This window comes from Streptomyces sp. NPDC048462 (assembly GCF_043200175.1).
Lineage (GTDB): Bacteria > Actinomycetota > Actinomycetes > Streptomycetales > Streptomycetaceae > Streptomyces.
Genome location: NZ_JBICXG010000001.1, coordinates 739694 through 760145, shown reverse-complemented (window position 1 = coordinate 760145; position 20452 = coordinate 739694). Strand labels below are relative to the sequence as shown.

Here is a 20452-nt window from a genome sequence, read left to right as displayed (position 1 = left end):
CGATCACCGATCGCCTTCGAGGACGCCCTCCACCTCACACCAACTACGCTGGCACCTGCCGCATAACCCGTGTTCAGGATTCGGGGTCAAGGCCCACCTTCCCCGCCAGCGAGGACTGACTGAGCAAGCCGCCACCGCGGCGGTCGACCAGGCATGCAGGATGCTGCGGCTGCCCACCATCCGGTCCCAGTTCCCCGAACTCGCCGCGACTGCCGAACGCGAGCAGATGTCCTACCTCGGCTTCCTCTCCGAACTCCTCCTCGCCGAGTGCGACGACCGGGGCCGCCGCCGCTCCGAACGCCGCATCAAGGCCGCCGGCTTCCCTCGCGACAAGTCCCTCCGCAAGTTCGACTTCGACGCCAACCCCAACATCGACGTGGCCATGATCCACACCCTCGCCAAGTGCGATGGATCAAGAAGAGCCTGCCGCTCTGCCTCATCGGCGACTCCGGAACCGGCAAGTCCCACCAGCTCATCGACCTCGGCACCGAGGCGGCGATGGTCGACTCCCGGGTCAAGTACGTCCTCGCGACCAAGCTGGTCAACGAACTCGTCGAGGCCGCTGACGAGAAGCAGCTGACCAAGACCATCGCCCGCTACGGCCGCGTTGACCTGCTCTGCATTGATGAGCTCGGCTACATGGAACTCGAACGCCGCGGCGCCGAAATCCTCTTCCAGGTTCTAACCGAACGGGAGGAAGAACAGCGTGGCCATCGCCTCGAACGAGTCGTTCTCCGGATGGACCAAGACCTTCACCAACCCGCGTCTCTGCGCGGCCATCGTCGACCGACTCACCTTCGGCGGCAACATCATCGAGACCGGCACCGACTCCTACCGCCTTGCCACCACCCGCGCCCGCGCCGAACAGCAGGCCGCTGCTGGCTGATCACCGAGGTGGGGCCGGGCTGGTGCCAGCCCTTCAGCTCTACCTCTTGCCGAGGTTTCCGAAGGCGCGCGGCACCCACTGATCGAGCTGGGTGCCGAAGGCCGCTGCCGATGTGATGTCGAACGCCGGTATCTGTCCGCCGTCGTCGATACCGTCGAAGTAGTCCACGTCAGCCCAGCCGCCCCGGAACAGCACCACGGACAGCCCGGCGTCCCCCGGGCCGTCGATGAGCACGCCGATGGATACGGGATCACGCACAAGCGCCCTGTCAGTCTCAAGCTGCCGAGGCCACGGCGAAGTTGCGTCCATCCACGTCACCTGCCCAACAGTGAGACCGGCCGCCAGCCACCCCGCAGCCCGCTCAGAGATCACTGCGGCTGCCTGATCAAGATCGATGACACGCTCCATGAGCGGATCATTCCCCACTCCGACGGACGGTTCCACCGACTTCCACACACCCTCCGGCCGGGCCGCACACCACCGAGCCCACTCGTGCTCTCAAATCTCAGCGACATTTTCAGAGAGCCCTGCCATCAACCGCTCTTGGAAGCCACCGACAAACGCTCTCTGGTCTCACCTACGCAGCCACACGCCAAGATGCGCTGTCGGAACACCGCTCGTTTCAGTCGCGGTCGGCTGCCTGTTTCCTGGACCATTCGGTGGCGTCAGCTCCGTAGCACCCTGCCGCGTCTCCCGCGCGCCACTCCCACCCGCCGACCATCCGCGGCGCGGAGTTCGACGCCTGGGCCAGACGTACCTCGCTCCTCGCACCGCCAGTGGCGGGCGAGCGGGCGAACTGCGGGACGCGCCTTGCCGAATCGCTTCCCTCGGCTGGAGCCAGTTGCCCCGCTGCTGCCACGCGCGTGGTGAAGACTGGACCCATGGCGATCGATCGGGTCCTGCGAGACGTCAAGTTCCTCAACGGGGTGGGCACGCTTGCCGGCTCGTTGGCGGTGCCTGCCGGGGCCGAAGCGTCTCCGGGTGTGGTCATGATCGGTGGGTCAGGACCGCCCGACCGGAACAACGACACGTATTTTCCGCCGCTCCGCCGGCACTTCCTCGATGCCGGGTTCGCTGTGCTGTCCTACGACAAGCGTGGCGTCGGTGAATCATCCGGGGATTGGCGCGAGGCGACCATCGAGGATCTAGCGGCTGATGCGAACGTCGCGCTGGACTTCATCCGATCTCAGCCCGAGGTGCGGGCCGACGCGGTGGGCCTGTTCGGTCACAGCGAAGGCGGCTGGGTCGCCCTTTCCGCCGGCACCGCACGGGACGACATCCCCTGGGTGGTCACCAACAGCTGTCCAGGGACGACTCCAGCAATTCAGGAACGGCATGCACTGGCCAACTTCCTGCGGACGGGCAGGGCCACGCAGCACGACATCGGCAGCACCCTGCTCCTCTATGACCGCCTCGCAGAAGCAGGCCGCCGCGACATCGACTTCATCGAGGCGACACGAATCGTCGGCTCGACCGGTGGGCCGCCCGGATTCGCGCACTACTGGGCGGATATGGACGAACGTCTCTGGGAGTTCCTCAAACGCAAGCAGGACCACGACCCGATGCGAGACGCACCGCTCCTGCGCTGCCCACATCTGGCGATCTTCGGAGGCGCGGACGAACTGGTGCCCGTCGCCGACAGCGTCCGATTGTTCAGCGCCGCGGCTTGCCACCCCGACCGCCACCGTCGCGCAACGCTGACTGTTGAGGTGTTCCCCGGAGCGAACCACCGCGTCCAGACAAACGGAAGCCCTCACTTCGCATCTGGATATCTCAGCAGCCTGATCCGATGGACCGAGGACCGGAACGCCCACCGATCTCAGGCCACCGGTCAGAGATGAATGGCCCTGCATGGCCAAAGGCCGTCAGCGGTTGCGACACCCAGTGCGGCGAACACACCGATACGTCGGCCAACCGCACCTGCACCGCCAGCGCCCAGGCCCGCGATCGGTCTCCCGCCGATCCCGGACTGGAGCAAGCGCACAGGCCCGCATTTACGAGGCCCGCCGCAGCGTCGCTGGCCGAGTCCGGGCCGTCCGAGGGCCGTCAGGTGCTTCAGCGTGAGGCGGCCGCCTGGGTACGCCGGGGCAGCAGAACTGGGGCGAGCTCGCGCCATTCTCGCCGCGGCAGCCGGGCCGGCGTAGTGGTTAGGACTTGCAGGCAGACGTGGCCGGCTCCCGCTTGGATGTGTTGTTGAACGCGTCGGCGGATCGTTTCCGTGTCTCCGTGGGCGATGATCGCATCCACTAGCCTGCGACTCAGGCCGCCGACGATGTCCTCGTCTCCGAAGCCGAGCCCGCGTACGTTCGCCTCCGGGTGCGGTGCCGTTGCCAAGTATCCGGCGACATGTGCCGTGGCCACCTCCCGGGCTCGGTCGAGGTCGTGGTCGAGCACGATGGCCTACTCGGCTGGACGCCCTCACCGGCCACGTCCGCTCCTTCGCGCAGATGCTCACCGAGCGCATGGGCGAACAGCTGCTGCAGTGGCTCGATGCCGTCCGGCGAGACAACCTCCCTGGCCCTGGATGATGCACGCCCGCCGGCATGCGCGGGACTACGAACGGCTCGTCCAGCACTCAGAAACCTTGCTCACTTGGGCAGCCATCACCCTCATGACCAGGCGACTCACCCGCAAGGGCCCTCGGGCCAATTGGTCCAAGAACGCCACGGTCAAGCAGTGAGTTGCGACGGCGGAACTCGGTCGATCACTTCACTGAAGCGCTACCGGAGTGATGGCTCTACATCACCAGCCAGCCTTGCGTGCAGCTCGACGTCATAGCGCACACCGTCGTATTCAAGCTTTTGCCGTTGAAGACCTTCTACCGCGAAACCCGCGGCAGCAGCGACCCGGCAGGACGCAGGATTGTTGACGCGGTGTCCCAGCTCAAGGCGGAACAGCCCAGCGTCGTCGAACGCCCACCGCGCCAGAACTCGGCATGCCTGCGAGGCGACACCCCGCCCACGCGCCGCGGCCACCGTCCAGTACGACACCCAACCAATGCTATGGCGTCGGTCGACTGCACCAACAGCGGCGTTCCCGACTACAACGCCGTCACCATCAACCACGGCAAAGGCGAAGGCAGAGTCCCTATCCCATCGCTCCACCCATCCCGAGATCCACTGTTCTGCAGCACTTTCCGAGTCGATGGCCTCCTCGGACTGTCCGCGCATCAAGGGATCTGCAAACGCGCTCATCACCGGGCGGACATCCAACCCGGTCCATCGACGCAGCAGCAGGCCGGAGGAGGTCTCTATGTGATCACGCACTGCCGGAGTCTCGCCTATCGCCAGACCCCTGTCACCCTAGTTCTTCCAGAGCACAGGTTCGAGAATGCGCACTAAGAGGAAACACACCAGCGAGGAACGCCATGACTGACCACCTGACCGCCGCCATGGCGATGCTCGGCCCAGCCCCGAACCGTTACGCGGACCCAGCGGCCTGGGACCAGCTCCATGCCGAGCTCGGTATCCGGCTGCCGGCCGACTACCAGGCGCTCGTGGATGGATACGCTCCCGTTCAGCTCAACGGCCACCTGTACATATGCCACCCTGCAACCGAACGCTGGAACCTGGGCCAGAAGATACGGAACACGGTCCGTGCCTGGTCTGAGGTGCCCTGGGACGACCTCGACCCGGACGAAGACCCTCGTCTGCTGTTCGAACTCGAAGAGCTGAGCTTTGGCACCCGCAACGGACTATGGCCGATCGCCAGCACCGACCGAGGCGAGACAATCTTCCTCATGGCTGCGGACGATGCGGCTCCTGGGCTCTTGGTCGAGGACGGCGAGGGCGGCTGGGCACGGTACGACATGACCTTCACCGAATGGCTCTACCGCTACCTCATCGGCGAAGACATGGCCGGCCCCAACACCTCCGCCTTCTACCCCGGCCCGGTACAACTGCGCCGACTTCCGATGGCCGCCAACGAACGGGCAGAACCATGGCACGGGCCGGACCGCGGTATGTAACTCTGCCCGCCACGACGGCTACAGGCTCCTACCAAGTTGCCCGGAAAGCCAAACAAGACGACCTCTCAATCTTGCTCGGGCAAAGGGCCGCGCTATGGGTCTGCTCGCCTACTTGTGGCCCCGGAGGAAGGCCGGGATGTCGGCTCGGGTCGGGTAGTCGGGCAGCGGTGCGGGCTTGTCCTGGAGGAACGTGGTGATGGCGGCAGCAGCTCGTTGGTCGTTGTCACCCAGGCCGTTCCACATGTGGTGGCCGACGCCGGGCATGTACTGGGTGCGCTGGATGGCGGGGTTGTCCGCGAGGACGGTTGTTTGCCACTGCCGAGCCTGGGAGGAGCACTCGGCGATCATCAGCATCGCGGGTGTCCGGGAGCGCCTGAGCTGTGGGGCGATGGAGGGGGAGTCTTTGATCGTTTGCTGGATGCGGAGGCTGGCGGCGGCGCTGAAGGAGAAGTTCTCCGCAGTGTCCTCGACCGGGATGCGGTGCGCGTCCCGTGCGCAGTAGGCGGACGCGGTGTCGCTGCCGAGATCGGCAGCGGTGAAGGCATTGTCGCCCTCCGCCTGCCCTACCAGCCCGTTGTCCGGGCTGAGCAGTCCGAGCCGCATGAGGCCGAACGCGATCGCGTACCGCGGGACGTGTATGGAGCGCGGTCCGGTCATGGCGGGTGCGGTGTCGCGGGCCGACGGCCGACCCTTCTGTTCGGCCTTCCGGGCGGTGGGGCCGTCCATCGGGCCCGGCTCGGCGATGACTGCCCGGCGCAGGTGGGCGGCGATCGCCTCGGCCGCCAGCGCGCGGGTGAGCACGACCGCACCTGAGGAGAATCCCAGTACATCGGCGCGGCCTTTGCCGAGTTTGCTGATGAAGGCTCCGAGGTCATGGACGGACCGGGTGATCGAGTACTGGCCCATGGGCAGCACGTCGCTGCGTCCACCACCGGCCTGTTCGTAGGCGTACACGTCGTAGCCCTGTCCCGCGAGCCGCTGAAGGAAGCGGTGGTCGAGCACTGAGATGCCGCGCACCGGGCCGCCGTTGAGGTAGACGAGCGGGACGCGTTGCCGGGGGTTGTTGCCGGTGGGCGGGTAGTGGTAGACCGCGACCCGGCTGCCGGTGGACAGGCGCCAGTGCTCGGCGGTCACGAACGAGAGGGCAGACGGGTAGCGGCGCGCCGTGGGGACGCTGGGGACGCACACCGACAGTGTCAGGACCGTTGCGACGAGCACCGGCAGGAATGGCACCAGCCGTCCGCGCCAAGGGCGGCGACGGCCCCGCCACAACGCCGCGAAGACCGCGATGACGACTGTCGCGGACCATGCGATGAATCCCGAGCCCGCGCCGTCGGTGGCGACGGTCAGCGCCAGGAATAAGGCGACCAGCCCCACTATCGCGGCGATGGCCGCCAGCAGGCGGCCAACAAGGCGCAGGGGACGTATGACGGACGGTGGCATGGTGAGCTCCCAGAGTTTTGGAACACTGTTTTGAAACGATGTTATCAGCATGGGTAAACTGCTTCCCATGGGAAGGCCGAGAACGAACGACGCCGCCGTCAGAGGACGGCTTGTCGGGTGCGCGACCGAGATGTTCGCCACCCGTCCGCAGGAGTCGGTGACAGTCCGCGCGCTGGCCACTGCCGCCGGAACATCGACGGCGGCGGTGTACACCTTGTTCCAGGGCAAGGACGGACTGATCCGCGAGGTGCGTGAGCAGGCGGTCGCCGGCCTGTTCCAGGACCTGACGGCCGTTCCCGGCTCGGAGGCCGCCCTTGAAGATCTGTATGCGTTGGCCGTGGCGTATCGCCGTTGGGGACGCGAACACCGCCACCTGTACGCGGTGTTGTTCGGTGGCGCACAGTCCTTCGTGCCGTCGGCCTGGGTCGGCGACCGGGACCCGGTGCGACCGCTTGTCGCGGCGATCGACCGTGCCGTGGCGGACCGGATCCTCGTGGGCGACACCACACTGATCGCCGTCTCGTTGTGGGTCGCTCTGCACGGGCTCGTGACCCTCGAACTGGCCGGCGGTCTCGACGGCGCCGCAGCCGAGACCGCGTTCCGGTCAACGATTGATGCCGTACTGCGCGGCTGGGCAACCCCCGCCGCCTTCCCTGGCCTTCGACGCCCAGACCCTGCGCCGTGAAGCGGTTGCTCCGTAGGCACACGAAAACGGCTGGCAGAGGGCCGAGCCGATACGCGCGCGCCCCCGGCCGGCGCAGAGCGGTTCACGGCTATCGCTACCAGCCTCATCAACCGCCGCAGACTCACCAAGTGAAACGGGGTCTTAGCGGCCGAGGAAGTCCAACGCGACTTCCAACGAGAGATGACCTACGACGGGCTCCGGGGCCGCCGGAGCCAAGGACAAGAAGGGCGGGCACCGCCCAGCCGTCTCAGCCGACAAGGCCGACACCGTCCGCACCGCCTGGCGGACCACGGTGGCCGGGTTTGTGCGGGCAGCCGGTCTCCCGCAGGACCTGGAGGGTGTCGTTGTAGGCGTTTCGGAGCACGCCCGCGGTGAACTCCAGCCGGCCCGCCTCCAGGTGCGCCAGGTGTTCGACGATCGCGGCGCGGTCCCGGGCCGCGTAGGCACGCATCAGGTCGAGCGCCCGCCATGCGGCCTCGTTAACGATCTCCAGTCGGACGGGAAGCGATCTTCGCCCGCCTTCGGAGCGGCTGATCAGAATCAACTTGTGAACAGCCCTTGGGTCGAAGCGTGGTCGAGCCAACGAGCGATCACGATGTTCCCGGAGCGGAGAGTTGGCCCTGTCCGTTGGGGTTCCGGGCGCCGGTGGGAAAGGAGCACGCCGGCAGCGAGAGCTCCGCGGGCTCGTACAGGGCAGGTGCGGGAGCACCGGAGCCGAGGTGGTGTCCGGCCGGCGGCCCATGTGGGCAGGGTGGTGAGGAGACTGGGGGCCGTCGAGCGGTTCTCGTACGGCCAGTACCAGGAGTGGTGGGCGGCGGGCGGCTGGTCCCAGTACCGCTGAAACCAGCATCGCTCCGATGTGTGAAGGCCGAGCGCCATGCGGTGGGCGTGCAGCGCCTCGATGTGGTTGCAGTCGTAGCAGAGCAGGCCCCGTACGAGGCCGGTGGTATGGCAGTGGTCGACGACTTCGGCCGGGCCGGGGCAGGTGGCGCATGTACCGTTCTGCTCGCCCCACAGGCGCCACCACACGTACCAGCGCGGCACTCGGCCGGGGGATGTCCAGGTCTCGGTGAGCGGCCCGTGGTAGGGCCGTTGCGGGCCCCGGTGGGGCATGTCGTGTCGTGGGGTCCAGTAGCGGCCGGAGTGCTGGCAGACTGCTGGCCCGCCGACGGGCCGGCGTTGGCAGTCGGCCCGGAGCGGAATGGTCGGCCGGTGCGCCGCGCGTTGCGCAACCTCGGCGACGAGGGCTTGTGCGGTGCTCTTGCGAGGACTCACATGCACGCGTAGTCGTACTGGACGCGGCCGGCCACGGTGTCGAGGATCACGGCCCGTACGGACTCATCGAGGTTCTGCCCGGCGGCCGCCGCGGCGTGTTGCACCGGGTGGTGCTCCGTCGCAGTCAGGGGCTCGGAAAGGATCAGGGCCCGGGCGGGATCCATGCTGGGACGGTAACAGCCGGGCCGGTTCCCTCAACGCGGCGTCGGTGCGGCTGTCTTGCTGTGTGGGCCGCCGAGGTCAGCCCTCGACAGGTTAAACGCCAAGCTCAGACCCCATTTGCGGACTGCCGTATCCCCGTGTGCGAGGTGTCGTTGATCTTTGCGTGAGTGGCTCTTGGCATGTGCTTGCCGACGTGCCGCAAAAGCACGAGGAGAAGGCGCGTGGGATGCCCTGTGCGGCGTGGTCGAGGGCGGCAGAGCGGGTGAAGCCGCTGATCCCGTCCTTAGCGGCTGCGTAGGCGGCCTGGCCCTTGACGCCGGCGCCGGAGGAGACGTTGACGACCGCGCCGCCGCCGTCCTGCTGGAGCATCTGCTGGATCTGGGCGCGGGTACACAGGACTGCTCCGGTGAGGCTGACGCCGAGGATGCGGTCCCAGTCGTCCTTGGCGGTGTCGGCGGCCGGCTGGACGGGCTGCTCGACGCCGGCGTTGTTGAAGGCGGCGTCGAGACGTCCGAAGCGCTCCACGGTGCGGTCGACTGCGGCCTGGATGTCGTCCTCGCGGGTGACGTCGCAGGTGAGGGTGAGTGCTTCGCCTCCGGCTGCGTCGATGAGGCGGGCGGTCTCGCGCAGGCCGTCGACGGGCAGATCGGCGAGGGCGATCCGCGCTCGGGAGCGAGCGAAAGCGAGGGCAGTGGCCCGGCCGATGCCGGAGGCGGCGCCGGTGACGACGGCGGTCTTGCCGTGGAAGTCGTAGGTGACGCTCACGCGGGTTCTCCTATCAAGGGGCGGGCCGTGGTTGAGGGGCTGCGGGGTGGGTCAGTGCTGTGAGGGCACCTGTGCGGTGGTGTCGCCAGGTGCGCGGGCCGGGGCGGTGCACTGGGCCACGATCCGGGTCGGGTTCCGGGTGCCGGTGAGGCCGAGGACGGTGAGCGGCAGGAGGGTGAGGGCGGCGGAGACGGTGCCGACCAGGGCCGGTCCGGTCAGTCCGAGGGAGGTATCCATGGCGGTTGCGGCGAGGGCGGAGCCTGCGGCGATGCCGGTGTTGTAGGCAGAGGTGGTCAGCGCCGACGTGAGGGTGGGGGCGTCGCCGGCGAAGCGGACGGCGAGGGAGGTGACGACGGGATTGACGGTGAACCCTGCCAGAGCCATGACGAAGACCAGGGCGACGGTGGTGACCGGGCCGGTCGACAGCGGGATCAGCAGGAGCAGGGCCAGGGCGGTCACGGTGGCGGCGGTGATCGTGGTGGCCATCGGGTGGCGGTCACCGAGCCGGCCGCCGATGGCGGTGCCACCCAGCGCGCCGAGCCCGAAGACGATCAGGACCAGCGGGACGGCCCCCGCCGGGATGCCGGTACGGTCGGTCAGCAGCGGGGTGATGTATGTGTATGTGGCCAGGACCCCGCCCATGATCAGGACGGCGGCGGTCAGCGCGAGCCACAGCCGGCTCTGCCGCAGGGCACGGACCTCGGCCCGTACCGAGACCCCGGCCCGCTGCTCAATGACGGGGATGTACCGGCCGACGAACACGGCCGCGAGAGCGGCGAGGACGGCCAGGGCCCAGAAGGGGCCGCGCCAGCCGGTGTACTGACCGACGAAGGAGCCGATCGGCACGCCGATGACGTTGGCCAGGGTCAGGCCGCCCATCATGACGCCCACGGCCCGCGTGGCCCGGGCCGGGCCTGCGGCGGTGGTGACGATGACGAAGCCGACGGCCCAGAACGCTCCGGTGGCCAGCGCGGTGATCACCCGGGCGGTCAGGACGACCGTGAAGGAGGAGCTGAGCGCGGCGACGACGTGTCCGAGGGCGAAGATCGCGAGGGCGGAGACGAGGGTGAGACGCCGGGGCAGGCGCAAGGTGGCCAGGGCCATGGTCGGCCCGCCGACGATCATGCCGATCGCGAAAGCGGTGATCAGCAGGCCTGCGTGGGAGACACCGACGCCGAGGTCACCGGCGATCTCCGGGAGCAGCCCGGCGATGACGAACTCGGTGGTTCCCATCAGGAACGTGCCGGCGGCGAGCACCCATACGACGAAGGGCAGCTTGCCCGTGGGGGTGCCTACTGCGGAGGACATACGAGTGTTTCTCTTCCTCTGGGGGTGGGTTCAGGGGTCGCCGGGGTCAGGAGGCGGCTTCGATCGTGATGTGCTTGGCCGGGCCGAGCTGTTCGGCGCCGACGTCGAGGTGGCCCAGGACGAGCAGGTCGGCGGAGGCGGCGGGCCCGTCCCTGCAGAAGAGGGCCAGGTTGCCCCAGGGCGCGTAGTAGGCGATGTCGCCGACCGTGGCCGCGACCGGCTCGGGGGCGCCGGAGGTCTGCAGCCTGCGCGGCAGGTCGGCGACCCGCTCCGTGCCGTGGAAGTCCTGAAGGTCCAGGGTGAGCGGGAGCAGCCCGGCGAGGTCGCGGGCGGCGGGGCTGTCGTTCAAGGTGGCGTCGACGCGGCGGCTGTCGAGGGTGACCTGGATGTCCATGGTGGTGGTGCTCCTGTCGGACGGTGCGGGGGCTTCACTCGCCGGGTCCGGCCGGTGCGAGGACGAAGCGGACGGGGACGGGGCGGACGGGCTGTCAGGTGAACTGCCAGGGCCGCAGGCCACCATCACCGCCAGGACCAGGGCCGCGACGGGAGCAAGGCGCAGGGCAGCGTGGGGCACGGGCCTGCCTCATCCGTTCCGGTCGGGCAGCGGCTCGGAGTAGTGCCGGAAGTCGCCGCGCTCGGTATGGATCGTGTACAGCCGCTCGGCCAGCACCGTCGGGCTGGAGTGCTCGGCGTGCCGGCTGATCGCGCCAGGGATGATCAGCTGGGCAGCGTGGATGTTCTCCTCCGCGAGCGCGTCGTGGAGCATCGCCGCATACGCGCTCTCGGCGGCGAACGCGATCGAGGTGCCGGCCACCTTGAGGTTGGGGCGCACGGCGCTGGAGCCGTTGACGAACAACAGCGTGCCTCGTCCCAGCTCCCGCATCCCGGGCAGAACCGCGTTCACGCAGGTCACCGGGCCCTTGACGGAGAAGGCCAGCGGGGCGTCCAGGTCGCCGGCGGTGGTGCCGAGGACCGGCTTCATGAAATCGGCGCGGGGCACGGGGCTGAACTGGAGGATCTCGATCGGCCCGAGTTCCTCGGCCGCCGCGTGCAGGGCAGCGGTCAGGGAGGCAGCGTCGAGGACATCGGCGGTAAAGCCACGGGCCCGGATGCCCTCACCGTCCAGTTCGCTCACGAGGGCATCGAGGTGGTCGGCGTTGCGGGAGACGAGGGCGACGCTGTGGCCGGCGCCACCGAAGCGGCGGGCGGCTGCCAGCCCCAGACCGGGCCCGGCACCAATAAGGGCGAAAGTGGTCACGGTGGGCCTTTCACGGGGGAGCGTTGACGAGGACGTGACGAGGGCGGGCCTGCTGGGGACTCGCCGCGATGTTGTGCCCGGCGTCGGGCGGAGCCCGACGGTCAGTCGGCGACCGGGGTGGTGGCGTACTCCTCGTCGGTGACGGGGTTCAGCCAGTGCACGACGTCGTGGGTGTCGTCGCCCTCGTTGATGGCCAGGTGGACCATGAGGCGGTTCGGGGCGGCGCCGTGCCAGTGCTCCTCGTCGGCCTCGAACAGGACGCGGTCGCCGGGCCGGATGACCTCGACCGGTCCGCCGCGGCGCTGGCACAGGCCGACGCCTTCGGTGACGAAGACGGTCTGGCCCAGGGGGTGGCGGTGCCAGTGGGTGCGGGCGCCGGGCATGAAGTGGACCAGGTTGGCGGTGACCCGGGACGGGGCGGGCGCTGCGGCAACCGGGTCGATGTAAACCTCGCCGGTGAACCAGTCGGCCGGGCCCTTGGAAGTGTCGATCGAGCTGCGGGTGATGCGCACGGGTACTCCTTGTACAGGTGGCGGGAGGGGTCAGGGCTTGAGGAGGGTTTTGATGGCGCGGCGTTCGTCCATCGCCTGGTAGCCCTCGGCGACCTGCTCGAGAGGCAGGGTGAGATCGAAGACGTTGCCCGGGTCAATCCGGCCCGCGATGACGCGGTCGATCAGGTCGGGCAGGTAGCGGCGTACGGGGGCCGGGCCGCCGCGCAGGCCGACGTGGGAGAAGAAGAGTTCCTGACCGTCGAGGGCGACCTCATGGGGGACGCCGACGAAGCCGACGTTGCCACCTGGGCGGGCGGAGTGCAGGGCCTGGCGCATGGACTGGGCGGTGCCGACACACTCCAGAACGCTGTCGGCGCCGATCCCGCAGGTCAGTTCCTTGATCTGGGCGATGCCCTCGTCACCGCGCTCAGTGACGATGTCGGTCGCACCGAAATCCCGCGCGAGCTTCTGCCTGCTCTCGTGGCGAGACATGGCGATGATGCGCTCCGCGCCCATTTCCTTCGCGGCGATCACCGCACAGAGGCCGACCGCGCCGTCACCGACGACCACCGTGGTCGAGCCGGGCTTGACCTCGGCGGCGTCTGCGGCCCACCAGCCGGTGCCCATGACGTCGGAGAGTGCCAGCAGGCTCGGCCACAGCTCCTCGCCCGGGATTTCGTCGGTGGCGACCAGGGTGCCCTGGGCGTTGGGGATGCGCACGTACTCGGCCTGGCAGGTGGACATGAACTCGCGGTGCAGGCAGTTCGACTGGAAGCCGTTGCGGCAGTTCGCGCAGGTGTTGTCGGAGGTGGCGAAGGAGCCGATGACGAACTGGCCGGGCCGGACCGAGGTGACCTCGGCCCCGACCTCTTCGACGAAGCCGACGTACTCGTGGCCCATCGGGTGCGGGTCGCCGATCGGCTCCGCGCCGCGGTAGGGCCACAGGTCGGAGCCGCACACGCAGGTCACAGCCGTATGGATGATCGCATCGGTGGGGTGGAGGAGGTTGGGGTCGTCCACGGTCTCGAAGCGGACGTCGCCGGGAGCGTGAATCACTGCGCCGCGCATACGGAAGGTCCTTACGTGCCGGGGCGTGGGGCACCGGGTGGCCGGGGCCGGCGCCGAGTACAGGAGGGGTGGGGGCTCCCGCCTCGTCGAGATGACCGGGCGGAAAGCACCACTTCATCCAGGTAACCCGCTCCCGGCGCGCGCAGCGAGACACCATCAAGGGGTGTACCGGCAGTGCATCCCTTTGGCCGCGCGTGGGACGTACTGTCAAGGGTGTGGACAACCAAGCCGAGGTCCGCGAGTTCCTCACCTCGCGACGAGCGAAGATCAGCCCCGAGCGGGCGGGCCTGCCCGTCGGCAGCCGTCGGCGCGTGCCCGGACTGCGCCGCAGTGAGGTCGCCGCCCTGGCCGATGTCAGCGTGGAGTACTACGCGAAGCTGGAGCGCGGCCACCTCGCTGGTGTCTCCCCGGCCGTTCTCGAAGCCATTGCTCGCGCTCTCCAGCTGGATGACGCCGAGCGCGCCCACCTGCTGAACCTCGCGCAGGCCGCTGACGGCTCCGACGCCCTCACCCGGCCCCGCCGCCGCGCCGCCCGGACGTTCACGCCGCACCGGAGTCTGCAGTGGGTGCTGGACGCCGTCACCGCCGGCCCGGCCTTCGTCCGCAACGGCCGCATGGATCTCTTGGCCGCCAATCAGCTCGCCCGCGCCTTCTACGACGACGTCTACGCCGCGGTCGGCAACCAGGCGAACCTGGCCCGCTTCAACTTCCTCGATCCTGCCTCGCGCCGGTTCTACCCCGACTGGGAACAGGCCGCGGACGTCGCCGTCGCCATTCTGCGCACAGAGGCGGGCCGCAACCCGCATGACAAGGAACTGCACGACCTCGTCGGCGAGCTGTCCACCCGCAGCGAGGACTTCCGCACCCGCTGGGGCGCCCACAACGTCCGCCACCACGGCACCGGCACCAAACGCTTCCACCACCACGCCGTCGGCGATCTCACCCTCGCCTACGAGGGCCTGGACATGGCTGCCGAACCCGGCCTCACCCTCACCGTCTACACCGCCGAACCCGGCTCACCCTCCGAGGAGGCCCTGCGGCTGCTCGCCTCCTGGGCTGCCACACCCCAGCAGCTGACGACTCCCGACCGTTGATGACGACAGGCGGCCGACTCGTCCGATGAACCCGGGCTCTTCCCGGCCTCGCGGCGGCGGCGGTCTACTCAGAGGTCGCCGGCTACCTGCGCGCCACCGACCTGGTGTGCGCGACGACGAACCGGCGGATCTCTTTGTTGAGTTCCTCGTCCTCCGGGGTGCCCCCGAAACCACCGTGCGGCATTGCCTCACCGACGTGCAGCTCCGCCTCCACGCCAGCCGCACGCAGCTTTCGGTGCATCCGGACCGTGCCGGAGAGCAGCATGTCCCGGGTCCCGGACTGAAGGTAGGTGGGCGGGAAGTGGCTCAGGTCGGCGAACAGTGGTGAGAGGTACGGGTCGTCCAACGGCCGGCCGGCCGCGTAGAGCTGGTAGATCGCCTTCATCGTCGGCGGCAGTTCGTCGATCCCGGCCAGCGTGCGGAAGGTGTCGCCGGACTCGGTGAGGTCGATCCCGGGAGTGAGCAGCACGGCGGCGGCGGGCATCGGCAGGCCCTCGTCGTACGCCCGTACCAGCAGCGCCGCGGCGATGTTCCCGCCGGCCGACGCACCGCCGACCACGATGTCGCGCGGCTCGTGCTCGTCGAGGAGACGCCGGTAGACGGTGATCGCGTCGTCGAGGGCCGCCGGGTAGGGGTGCTCGGGCGGCATCCGGTAGTCGACTGCGTAGGTCTCCAGCCCGCTGCTCGCGGCGGCGAACGTGCCTTCCAAGCGGCACGATTCGCCCGAACCGAAGATCAGCGCCCCGCCGTGGAAGTACAGCTGGACGGCTTTCCTGTCGCTCGCGTCGGCGGCACGCACCACATAGGCGTGTACCCCGTCGACGTCGATCTCCCGGGAATCGGACTGCGGTTCCTTCAGCACTTCGGACAGCCGGGCCATGGCCTCGGCGTTCCAGTCGGCGACCAGCTTCTGCCATCCCGCGTAGTCGTCGGCCTCGGGGAAGTGGATTTCCGGCGGGCGCTGCTCCAGGCTGCGGGCGGCTTCGTCGCTGAGCCCGGTCGGGGGCGGGAACGGGAGGCTCTGTGCGGGGTCACGCATGGTTCTCTCCTTCAGTGGGGCCTGGCAGACGGGTCCGGTGAGCAGGCTGGGGTTTCGGGGGAGGTCGGCAGGGGGCTGCTAGGCGGCGGTGATCCGGCGGGTGCGGCGCATCGCCCAGCCGATCAGTGCTGCGGAGACGAGGGTGAGTACGAGCCCCGAGGCGGTGGTCGCCTCGTGGAACTGGCCGGTCTGCTCGGCGCTCCAGTGCCCGTCGGTGATGTTCCCGGCGAACAGCGCGGCGAGTACGGTGCCGACCACGGCGACGCCGGCCGCGGCGGTGACTTCGGCGGCGGTGTCGATCAGCGCCGCGCCGGTGGAGGTGCGGTTGGCGGGCAGGCCGTTGAGCACGTTGATACCGGCGGCGGCACCGACGACCCGGAGCCCGGCGGCGACGAACACCAGCGCGAGCGCCACCCACGGGTAGCCGAGGTTGCCGGACAGGGTGTAGACCGCGAGACCGGCCACGACCGAACCGGCACTCATCCAGGCGGCCCGGTCGATACCGACCCGCTCGACGAACCGGTGCACGTAGGGGCCACCGGCGATCAGTACGACGACCTGCGGCAGCATGCCGAGCGACGCGAGCGCGGGCGGCCAGCCCCAGTCCAGTTGCAGTTGCAGCGTGACCAGGTAGCCGAGCCCGGCGTTCGCCAGTCCGGACGCCGCCTTGTACGCCAGTCCGCCGGAGACCTGGGGCCGGGCGACGAGAGAGAGGTCAAGCAGCGGGTGCGGGATCGTTCGCTCGCGCACCACGAACAGGACCGCCGCTGTGACCGCGCCGGCGACCGCGGCCCAGGGCGACCAGGAGCCGGCGCCGGCTTCCACGAACAGAGTGGGGGCAACGAGCGTGAGCACGATCGTCGCGGTGCCGAGCACGCCGCCGGGCAGATCCGCGGGCGCGCGGTGCAGTTCGGCCGGGTCGTCGGCCGGGATGCCGGTCCGGATGCCGACGAGTGCGAGCGCCACCATCGGCACGTTCGCCAGCAGCAGGACCTGCCACGGGGCGAAGGACAGCGCGAGGCCGCCGACGGTCGGGCCGATCGCCAGCCCGACCATGCCCACGGTGGAGATCAGCGTGATCGCGCGGACCCGCAGACCTTCGTTCGCGAACAGCCGGAAGGCCATCGCCATGGTGCCCGGCGTGGTCATCGCGGCCGCGAGGCCCATTACCGCGCGGACCGCGATCAGTGCGCCGGTGCTGGTGACGAGGGCTGTCGCCAGGCTCGCGGCGCCGAGCAGTACCAGACCGGCGAGCATCACCCGGCGCCGGCCGAGCCGGTCGGCGACCACGCCGAACACCAGCATCAGTCCGCCGAAGACGACCGAGTAGCTGTTCGTCACCCATTGCAGGGCGACCGTCGGGGCGGACAGTTCGCGGCCGATCGTCGGCAGCGCGACATTGAGGACGGTGTTGTTCATCATCTCGAACAGGAAGATCGCCGAAAGACCCACGAGGGCCACCCACGCCTCGCGCAGGGATCGGAACGGCTGGGAGACCGGGTACTCCCGGGTGGCGCTGGGCGACGTCATGGGGGGCTCCTCTCCGAAGGAATCGGGTCCGAAGGATGCGGGCGGATGTCGACCCACTGCCGAACGGTGTTCCGTCGACGAACACTGTTCTACCTACGAACACTGTTCGCGTCAAGCTATGATGGGCCCATGACGAACAAAAGCGCTCAGGATCGCGCCGGGCAGCGGGACGAATGGGCCGCGAAGATTGCCGCACTGGGCGAGCCGGAACGGGCCGAGCGGGCCGGGAAGGCCCCGATCACCGTGGCGCGGATCATGGACGCGGCGTTCCGGCTCGTCGAGGCCGAGGGCTTCGAGGCCCTGACGATGCGCCGGGTCGCCGCCGCGCTGCGGACCGGCCCGGCCTCCCTGTACGCGCACGTGCGCAACAAGGCGGAGCTCGACGAGCTGCTGATCAGCGAGGTGTGCGCCACGGTGCCGGTGCCCGAGGCGGACCCCGCGCGGTGGACCGAGCAGATGCTCGGAATCTGCCGGGGGCTGCGCGATGAGTACCTGCGCTACCCCGGGATCTCACGGGTCGCGCTGGCCGCCGCCCCGAGCAGCCTGGAGGCGCTGCGGCTGAGCGAAGGCATGCTGACGATCCTGCTGGCTGCCGGGGTGGCGCCGCAGTCCGCCGCGTGGGCGGTCGATGCCGCGTTCCTCTACGTCTCGGCGTACTGCTTCGAGGTGTCCTTGCGCCACCACGCCGACAGCGGCGTCGACCAGCGGGTGCTGGACCGGGACGACCTCGTCGAGCGGTACCGGATGCTGCCCGCCGACCGCTTCCCGAGCACGGTCGCGCACATCCGGGAACTGGTCTCGGGTGAGGAGCACGAGCGCTTCGAGTTCGCGCTCACAGCGCTGCTCGGCGGGCTCACTCCTCGTCCGGCGTAGGCCGCCTCACCCCTCGGTGAGGCAACTACCCATCCAACGGCCCGTGTTGAGCGGCGCCGTCAGGCTCGGACATCGCGGCCCGGACCGCTGCCGCGGCCGGACGGCGCTGCGGTCACAGCCAGCCGTTGGCCTCCGCGAGCCGGGCCGCCTCGGCACGGGTACGGGCCTGCGTCTTGCCGATCGCCGACGACAGGTGGTTGCGTACGGTGCCCTGGGACAGCCGGAGCTCCCTGGCGATGTCGGCCACGGTGCCGCCCTCGGCGGCGGCGCGCAGCACGTCACCCTCGCGATCGGTCAGCGGGCTCGTACCGCCGGCCAGTGCTTCCGCGGCGAGGGCCGGATCCACGAAACGCAGGCCGGCGTGGACGCGTCGGATCGCATCGACCAGCTGTTCGGGCGGACAGTCCTTCACGACGTACCCGGCCGCGCCCGCGGACATCGCTCGCGAGAGGTAGCCGGGCCGGCTGAAGGTCGTGCAGATGATGGTGCGGCAGCCGGGCATTGCCCGCTGGAGATCTGCGGCGACGGCCAAGCCGTCCCGGCCTGGCATCTGTACGTCGAGCAGCGCGATGTCGGGCGTGGTCTGCCGCGCGGCGGGCAGCACCTCGGTGCCGGTGCCGACCTCGGCGACCACGTCGATGTCGGGTTCGAGCCGGAGCACGGCCGCGAGGGCGCCGAGTACGAGTGCCTGGTCGTCGGCGAGCAGAACGCGGATCATGTCGGTTCGGCCTCCTGTGCGGGTGAGAGGCCGGTCGCCGGGGCCGGTCCGCGGGCGACGACCCGGAACCCGCCGCCGGGGGCAGGCCCGTGTTCGAGGGTGCCCGACACGGCGGCCAGCCGTTCTGTGAGGCCGGTGAGCCCGTTCCCGGCGCTCGTCAGGACGCTGGTACTGCCGTTGTCGGTGACCTCGACCCAGTCGGGCCCGAGGCGGACGGTGCACAGTTCGGCGTCTGAGTGCCGCAGCACGTTGGTGGCCGCCTCCCGTACGACGTAGCCGAACACCTCGCGCAGCTCGGTGCGCACACTGTCGGTCGCGGCGGGCAGGTCCGGCCGTACGCCGGCGGCACGCAGCGCCATGCGGGCACCGGCGAGCTCGCTGTCCAGCGACAGGGTGCGGTAGTCCGAGATGGTGGCCCGTACGTCGGACAGCGCGGTGCGCGCCATGGTTTCGAGCTCGGTGATCTGGCCGACGGCGAGGGTCACGTCTCCCGAGGACTCCAGGATGCGCCGGGTCAGCCCGAGTTTGACGGTCATCGTGGAGAGGCTGTGGCCGAGGACGTCGTGCATGTCCCGGGCGACCCGCGCCCGTTCCTCGTTCACGGCCAGCCTCCTGACCTGCTCGCGTGCGGCCCGTAGGTGACCGATCGTGAAGCTGAGCGCGAAGACGGTGCCGAGTACCGCGGTCACGCCGACGAGGACGGCCACCTGTGTCCAGGCCACCTCGCCCTGGGCGAGACGCATCCAGACGATCTGCCCCAGCACGGTGGCGAGGCCGAGCAGCAGCGCGTGGCGCAGCGGCAGCAGCATGAGCCCGATCGAGAGGGCGTAGGTCAGATCGGTCAGGTAGTGCGGCGAAGCGAGAAGTACGGCCGGCGCCGCACCGAGCAGGAACAGCACGGCCACGATCATGACGCGGCCCCGTCGCAGCGCCGTCGGCCCGTACCAGGGTGCCAGCATGCAGCCGATGCCGTAGCAGGCGACGAGGCCGAGGGCGAGTGAGGTGAGCAGCGGAGACCTGGTGCCGTGCGTGATGTCCTCGGCCCGTGCGATCAGGGTGAGGGAGGCCAGTGCGGTGGCGGTGGCGGCGATCACGCGGCCCCGGCCGCCGGCCCTGGGGCTGTCCGGCCGGTCCTTCCAGAAACTCCAGTCCGGCCACTGGCCCGCGGAGAACTCGTCCGGATCGCGTACGTCCACGCTGATCATGTTACGGCCCGGCTGTGGCAGGGGGGTACGAGCGGCAGTCCGGGAAGTGAGGCAGGGGTCATGGGGCAAGCGTCGCCCACCCGTGATCGGCGCCCCCGTTCGGGTTGTCACCCGGTCATGCATGACAAACGGCATGGGTCCGCCCGGCGGGGCGATGCTGCAATGAAGTCATGCTGCAAGCGAAGAGGAATCATCTGCTGAGCCAGGAGTACGAACTCACCGAGGACGGCAGGGCGTTGACGACGTTTTCATTGCGTAAGGGCCGGATCGGCGCGCGGTTCGCACTGGGCGGGGTCGACTACCAGGTGCGTACGCACCGCCTCAGCGGTGTCTACGAACTGCTCGACGGCGACGGGGCGGCCGTCGCGGCCACGAACCGTGTGCGCCGCAACTGGGAGATGACGTGCTCCGGACGGGCCGTCCCCTTCCGGCAGACCGCGGCGGCGGGCCGGGAGTACACGATGACCGGCGACAGCGGTGAGCCCGCGGGCACGATCCGCCGCGTCGGGCGCGGCCACTCCGAGGCGACCGCCGACCTGCCGGACCTGGAACTCGTGCTTCAGGTCTTCGCGCTGGTCGTCGTGCTGCTGCGGACAAGGGCGGCGGCGGTCGCCCGGTCGGTCTCCCTCTCGGGTGGCTGACTCCGCCCCCAGCGTGCGGACAGCTACTGCCCTATCGAAGTGAG

General features: G+C 69.5%; 21 protein-coding genes and 3 pseudogenes. 8 read left to right on the top strand and 16 right to left on the bottom strand.

The window, feature by feature from the left end; genetic code table 11:
• The first annotated feature begins 160 nt into the window (after positions 1 to 160).
• Positions 161 to 886: pseudogene (istB, locus tag ACGFU6_RS03295) on the top strand (IS21-like element helper ATPase IstB).
• A 39-nt stretch (positions 887 to 925) separates the two neighbouring features.
• Here the strand turns inward: istB and ACGFU6_RS03290 are convergent.
• Entirely contained in the window at positions 926 to 1294 is a 369-nt protein-coding gene (locus ACGFU6_RS03290) for a hypothetical protein (protein WP_393607783.1), read from the bottom strand.
• 473 nt (positions 1295 to 1767) lie between these two features.
• Between ACGFU6_RS03290 and ACGFU6_RS03285 the strand changes: the two genes are divergently transcribed.
• Together ACGFU6_RS03285 and ACGFU6_RS03280 are read left to right on the top strand one after the other, a co-directional pair.
• A complete protein-coding gene (locus tag ACGFU6_RS03285) occupies positions 1768 to 2727 on the top strand; it encodes an alpha/beta hydrolase family protein (RefSeq protein ID WP_393607782.1) in 960 nt (319 codons plus the stop codon).
• A 680-nt stretch (positions 2728 to 3407) separates the two neighbouring features.
• A pseudogene (locus ACGFU6_RS03280) lies at positions 3408 to 3545 on the top strand (IS5/IS1182 family transposase); the annotation flags it as partial.
• Positions 3546 to 3606: 61 nt separating this feature from the next.
• On the opposite strand, the gene ACGFU6_RS03275 reads toward ACGFU6_RS03280, so the two are convergent.
• Positions 3607 to 4152, bottom strand: a complete 546-nt coding sequence (locus ACGFU6_RS03275; RefSeq protein WP_393607781.1) for a GNAT family N-acetyltransferase — start codon at positions 4150 to 4152, stop codon at positions 3607 to 3609.
• Between the two features lie 101 nt (positions 4153 to 4253).
• Here ACGFU6_RS03275 and ACGFU6_RS03270 point away from each other — a divergent pair, with 101 nt between their 5' ends.
• Entirely contained in the window at positions 4254 to 4853 is a 600-nt protein-coding gene (locus ACGFU6_RS03270) for an SMI1/KNR4 family protein (RefSeq protein ID WP_393607780.1), read from the top strand.
• Between the two features lie 108 nt (positions 4854 to 4961).
• Here the strand turns inward: ACGFU6_RS03270 and ACGFU6_RS03265 are convergent, their stop codons facing one another.
• Positions 4962 to 6296 carry an alpha/beta fold hydrolase gene (locus ACGFU6_RS03265; protein WP_393607779.1) on the bottom strand — a complete coding sequence of 445 codons (1335 nt, stop codon included), beginning with the start codon at positions 6294 to 6296 and terminating at the stop codon, positions 4962 to 4964.
• Between the two features lie 67 nt (positions 6297 to 6363).
• Between ACGFU6_RS03265 and ACGFU6_RS03260 the strand changes: the two genes are divergently transcribed.
• Positions 6364 to 6981, top strand: a complete 618-nt coding sequence (locus tag ACGFU6_RS03260) for a TetR/AcrR family transcriptional regulator (RefSeq protein ID WP_393607810.1) — start codon at positions 6364 to 6366, stop codon at positions 6979 to 6981.
• Positions 6982 to 7228: 247 nt separating this feature from the next.
• Here ACGFU6_RS03260 and ACGFU6_RS03255 read toward each other — a convergent pair whose 3' ends face one another.
• The 9 genes and pseudogenes from ACGFU6_RS03255 to ACGFU6_RS03215 form a co-directional block, all read right to left on the bottom strand.
• Entirely contained in the window at positions 7229 to 7432 is a 204-nt protein-coding gene (locus ACGFU6_RS03255) for a hypothetical protein (RefSeq protein ID WP_393607778.1), read from the bottom strand.
• A gap of 458 nt (positions 7433 to 7890) precedes the next feature.
• Positions 7891 to 8094: pseudogene (locus ACGFU6_RS03250) on the bottom strand (endonuclease domain-containing protein); the annotation flags it as partial.
• Between the two features lie 158 nt (positions 8095 to 8252).
• On the bottom strand, positions 8253 to 8420 hold the full coding sequence (locus tag ACGFU6_RS03245) for a hypothetical protein (protein ID WP_393607777.1): 168 nt from the start codon (positions 8418 to 8420) through the stop codon (positions 8253 to 8255).
• Between the two features lie 91 nt (positions 8421 to 8511).
• Positions 8512 to 9183, bottom strand: a complete 672-nt coding sequence (locus ACGFU6_RS03240; protein ID WP_393607776.1) for an SDR family NAD(P)-dependent oxidoreductase — start codon at positions 9181 to 9183, stop codon at positions 8512 to 8514.
• A gap of 51 nt (positions 9184 to 9234) precedes the next feature.
• Positions 9235 to 10491: an MFS transporter gene (locus ACGFU6_RS03235; RefSeq protein ID WP_393607775.1), complete on the bottom strand. Its 1257-nt coding sequence runs from the start codon at positions 10489 to 10491 to the stop codon at positions 9235 to 9237.
• Between the two features lie 46 nt (positions 10492 to 10537).
• Positions 10538 to 11011 carry a cyclophilin-like fold protein gene (locus ACGFU6_RS03230; protein ID WP_393607809.1) on the bottom strand — a complete coding sequence of 158 codons (474 nt, stop codon included), beginning with the start codon at positions 11009 to 11011 and terminating at the stop codon, positions 10538 to 10540.
• 63 nt (positions 11012 to 11074) lie between these two features.
• Complete coding sequence (locus tag ACGFU6_RS03225) at positions 11075 to 11749, bottom strand: SDR family NAD(P)-dependent oxidoreductase (RefSeq protein WP_393607774.1); 675 nt, start codon at positions 11747 to 11749, stop codon at positions 11075 to 11077.
• A 101-nt stretch (positions 11750 to 11850) separates the two neighbouring features.
• A complete protein-coding gene (locus tag ACGFU6_RS03220; RefSeq protein WP_393607773.1) occupies positions 11851 to 12261 on the bottom strand; it encodes a cupin domain-containing protein in 411 nt (136 codons plus the stop codon).
• A 30-nt stretch (positions 12262 to 12291) separates the two neighbouring features.
• Positions 12292 to 13308, bottom strand: a complete 1017-nt coding sequence (locus ACGFU6_RS03215) for a zinc-dependent alcohol dehydrogenase family protein (RefSeq protein ID WP_393607772.1) — start codon at positions 13306 to 13308, stop codon at positions 12292 to 12294.
• A 215-nt stretch (positions 13309 to 13523) separates the two neighbouring features.
• Here ACGFU6_RS03215 and ACGFU6_RS03210 point away from each other — a divergent pair, with 215 nt between their 5' ends.
• On the top strand, positions 13524 to 14402 hold the full coding sequence (locus ACGFU6_RS03210; RefSeq protein WP_393607771.1) for a helix-turn-helix domain-containing protein: 879 nt from the start codon (positions 13524 to 13526) through the stop codon (positions 14400 to 14402).
• An 82-nt stretch (positions 14403 to 14484) separates the two neighbouring features.
• Here the strand turns inward: ACGFU6_RS03210 and ACGFU6_RS03205 are convergent, their stop codons facing one another.
• Both ACGFU6_RS03205 and ACGFU6_RS03200 read right to left on the bottom strand, forming a co-directional pair.
• Complete coding sequence (locus ACGFU6_RS03205) at positions 14485 to 15441, bottom strand: alpha/beta hydrolase (protein ID WP_393607770.1); 957 nt, start codon at positions 15439 to 15441, stop codon at positions 14485 to 14487.
• A gap of 78 nt (positions 15442 to 15519) precedes the next feature.
• Positions 15520 to 16971, bottom strand: a complete 1452-nt coding sequence (locus ACGFU6_RS03200; RefSeq protein ID WP_393607769.1) for an MFS transporter — start codon at positions 16969 to 16971, stop codon at positions 15520 to 15522.
• 129 nt (positions 16972 to 17100) lie between these two features.
• Here ACGFU6_RS03200 and ACGFU6_RS03195 point away from each other — a divergent pair, with 129 nt between their 5' ends.
• Entirely contained in the window at positions 17101 to 17844 is a 744-nt protein-coding gene (locus ACGFU6_RS03195) for a TetR/AcrR family transcriptional regulator (RefSeq protein WP_393607768.1), read from the top strand.
• Positions 17845 to 17956: 112 nt separating this feature from the next.
• Here the strand turns inward: ACGFU6_RS03195 and ACGFU6_RS03190 are convergent, their stop codons facing one another.
• Together ACGFU6_RS03190 and ACGFU6_RS03185 are read right to left on the bottom strand one after the other, a co-directional pair.
• Positions 17957 to 18562 carry a response regulator gene (locus ACGFU6_RS03190; protein WP_393607767.1) on the bottom strand — a complete coding sequence of 202 codons (606 nt, stop codon included), beginning with the start codon at positions 18560 to 18562 and terminating at the stop codon, positions 17957 to 17959.
• On the bottom strand, positions 18559 to 19767 hold the full coding sequence (locus tag ACGFU6_RS03185) for a sensor histidine kinase (protein ID WP_393607766.1): 1209 nt from the start codon (positions 19765 to 19767) through the stop codon (positions 18559 to 18561). Before ACGFU6_RS03185 ends, ACGFU6_RS03190 begins: the two co-directional genes overlap by 4 nt.
• Before the next feature lie 170 nt (positions 19768 to 19937).
• On the opposite strand from ACGFU6_RS03185, the gene ACGFU6_RS03180 reads away from it, so the two are divergent.
• On the top strand, positions 19938 to 20408 hold the full coding sequence (locus ACGFU6_RS03180; RefSeq protein WP_393607765.1) for a hypothetical protein: 471 nt from the start codon (positions 19938 to 19940) through the stop codon (positions 20406 to 20408).
• Positions 20409 to 20452: the final 44 nt, after the last annotated feature.

What these genes read in the sequence shown, in the direction of transcription:
- ACGFU6_RS03230 (WP_393607809.1), bottom strand. Translation starts at nt 11,011, where the DNA reads ATGGTGGCCTGCGGCCCTGGCAGTTCACCTGACAGCCCGTCCGCCCCG.
- ACGFU6_RS03285 (WP_393607782.1), top strand. Translation starts at nt 1,768, where the DNA reads ATGGCGATCGATCGGGTCCTGCGAGACGTCAAGTTCCTCAACGGGGTG.
- ACGFU6_RS03260 (WP_393607810.1), top strand. Translation starts at nt 6,364, where the DNA reads ATGGGAAGGCCGAGAACGAACGACGCCGCCGTCAGAGGACGGCTTGTC.
- ACGFU6_RS03180 (WP_393607765.1), top strand. Translation starts at nt 19,938, where the DNA reads ATGCTGCAAGCGAAGAGGAATCATCTGCTGAGCCAGGAGTACGAACTC.
- ACGFU6_RS03200 (WP_393607769.1), bottom strand. Translation starts at nt 16,971, where the DNA reads ATGACGTCGCCCAGCGCCACCCGGGAGTACCCGGTCTCCCAGCCGTTC.
- ACGFU6_RS03235 (WP_393607775.1), bottom strand. Translation starts at nt 10,491, where the DNA reads ATGTCCTCCGCAGTAGGCACCCCCACGGGCAAGCTGCCCTTCGTCGTA.
- ACGFU6_RS03205 (WP_393607770.1), bottom strand. Translation starts at nt 15,441, where the DNA reads ATGCGTGACCCCGCACAGAGCCTCCCGTTCCCGCCCCCGACCGGGCTC.
- ACGFU6_RS03195 (WP_393607768.1), top strand. Translation starts at nt 17,101, where the DNA reads ATGACGAACAAAAGCGCTCAGGATCGCGCCGGGCAGCGGGACGAATGG.
- ACGFU6_RS03185 (WP_393607766.1), bottom strand. Translation starts at nt 19,767, where the DNA reads ATGATCAGCGTGGACGTACGCGATCCGGACGAGTTCTCCGCGGGCCAG.
- ACGFU6_RS03265 (WP_393607779.1), bottom strand. Translation starts at nt 6,296, where the DNA reads ATGCCACCGTCCGTCATACGTCCCCTGCGCCTTGTTGGCCGCCTGCTG.
- ACGFU6_RS03190 (WP_393607767.1), bottom strand. Translation starts at nt 18,562, where the DNA reads ATGATCCGCGTTCTGCTCGCCGACGACCAGGCACTCGTACTCGGCGCC.
- ACGFU6_RS03270 (WP_393607780.1), top strand. Translation starts at nt 4,254, where the DNA reads ATGACTGACCACCTGACCGCCGCCATGGCGATGCTCGGCCCAGCCCCG.
- ACGFU6_RS03290 (WP_393607783.1), bottom strand. Translation starts at nt 1,294, where the DNA reads ATGGAGCGTGTCATCGATCTTGATCAGGCAGCCGCAGTGATCTCTGAG.
- ACGFU6_RS03255 (WP_393607778.1), bottom strand. Translation starts at nt 7,432, where the DNA reads ATGCGTGCCTACGCGGCCCGGGACCGCGCCGCGATCGTCGAACACCTG.
- ACGFU6_RS03245 (WP_393607777.1), bottom strand. Translation starts at nt 8,420, where the DNA reads ATGGATCCCGCCCGGGCCCTGATCCTTTCCGAGCCCCTGACTGCGACG.
- ACGFU6_RS03215 (WP_393607772.1), bottom strand. Translation starts at nt 13,308, where the DNA reads ATGCGCGGCGCAGTGATTCACGCTCCCGGCGACGTCCGCTTCGAGACC.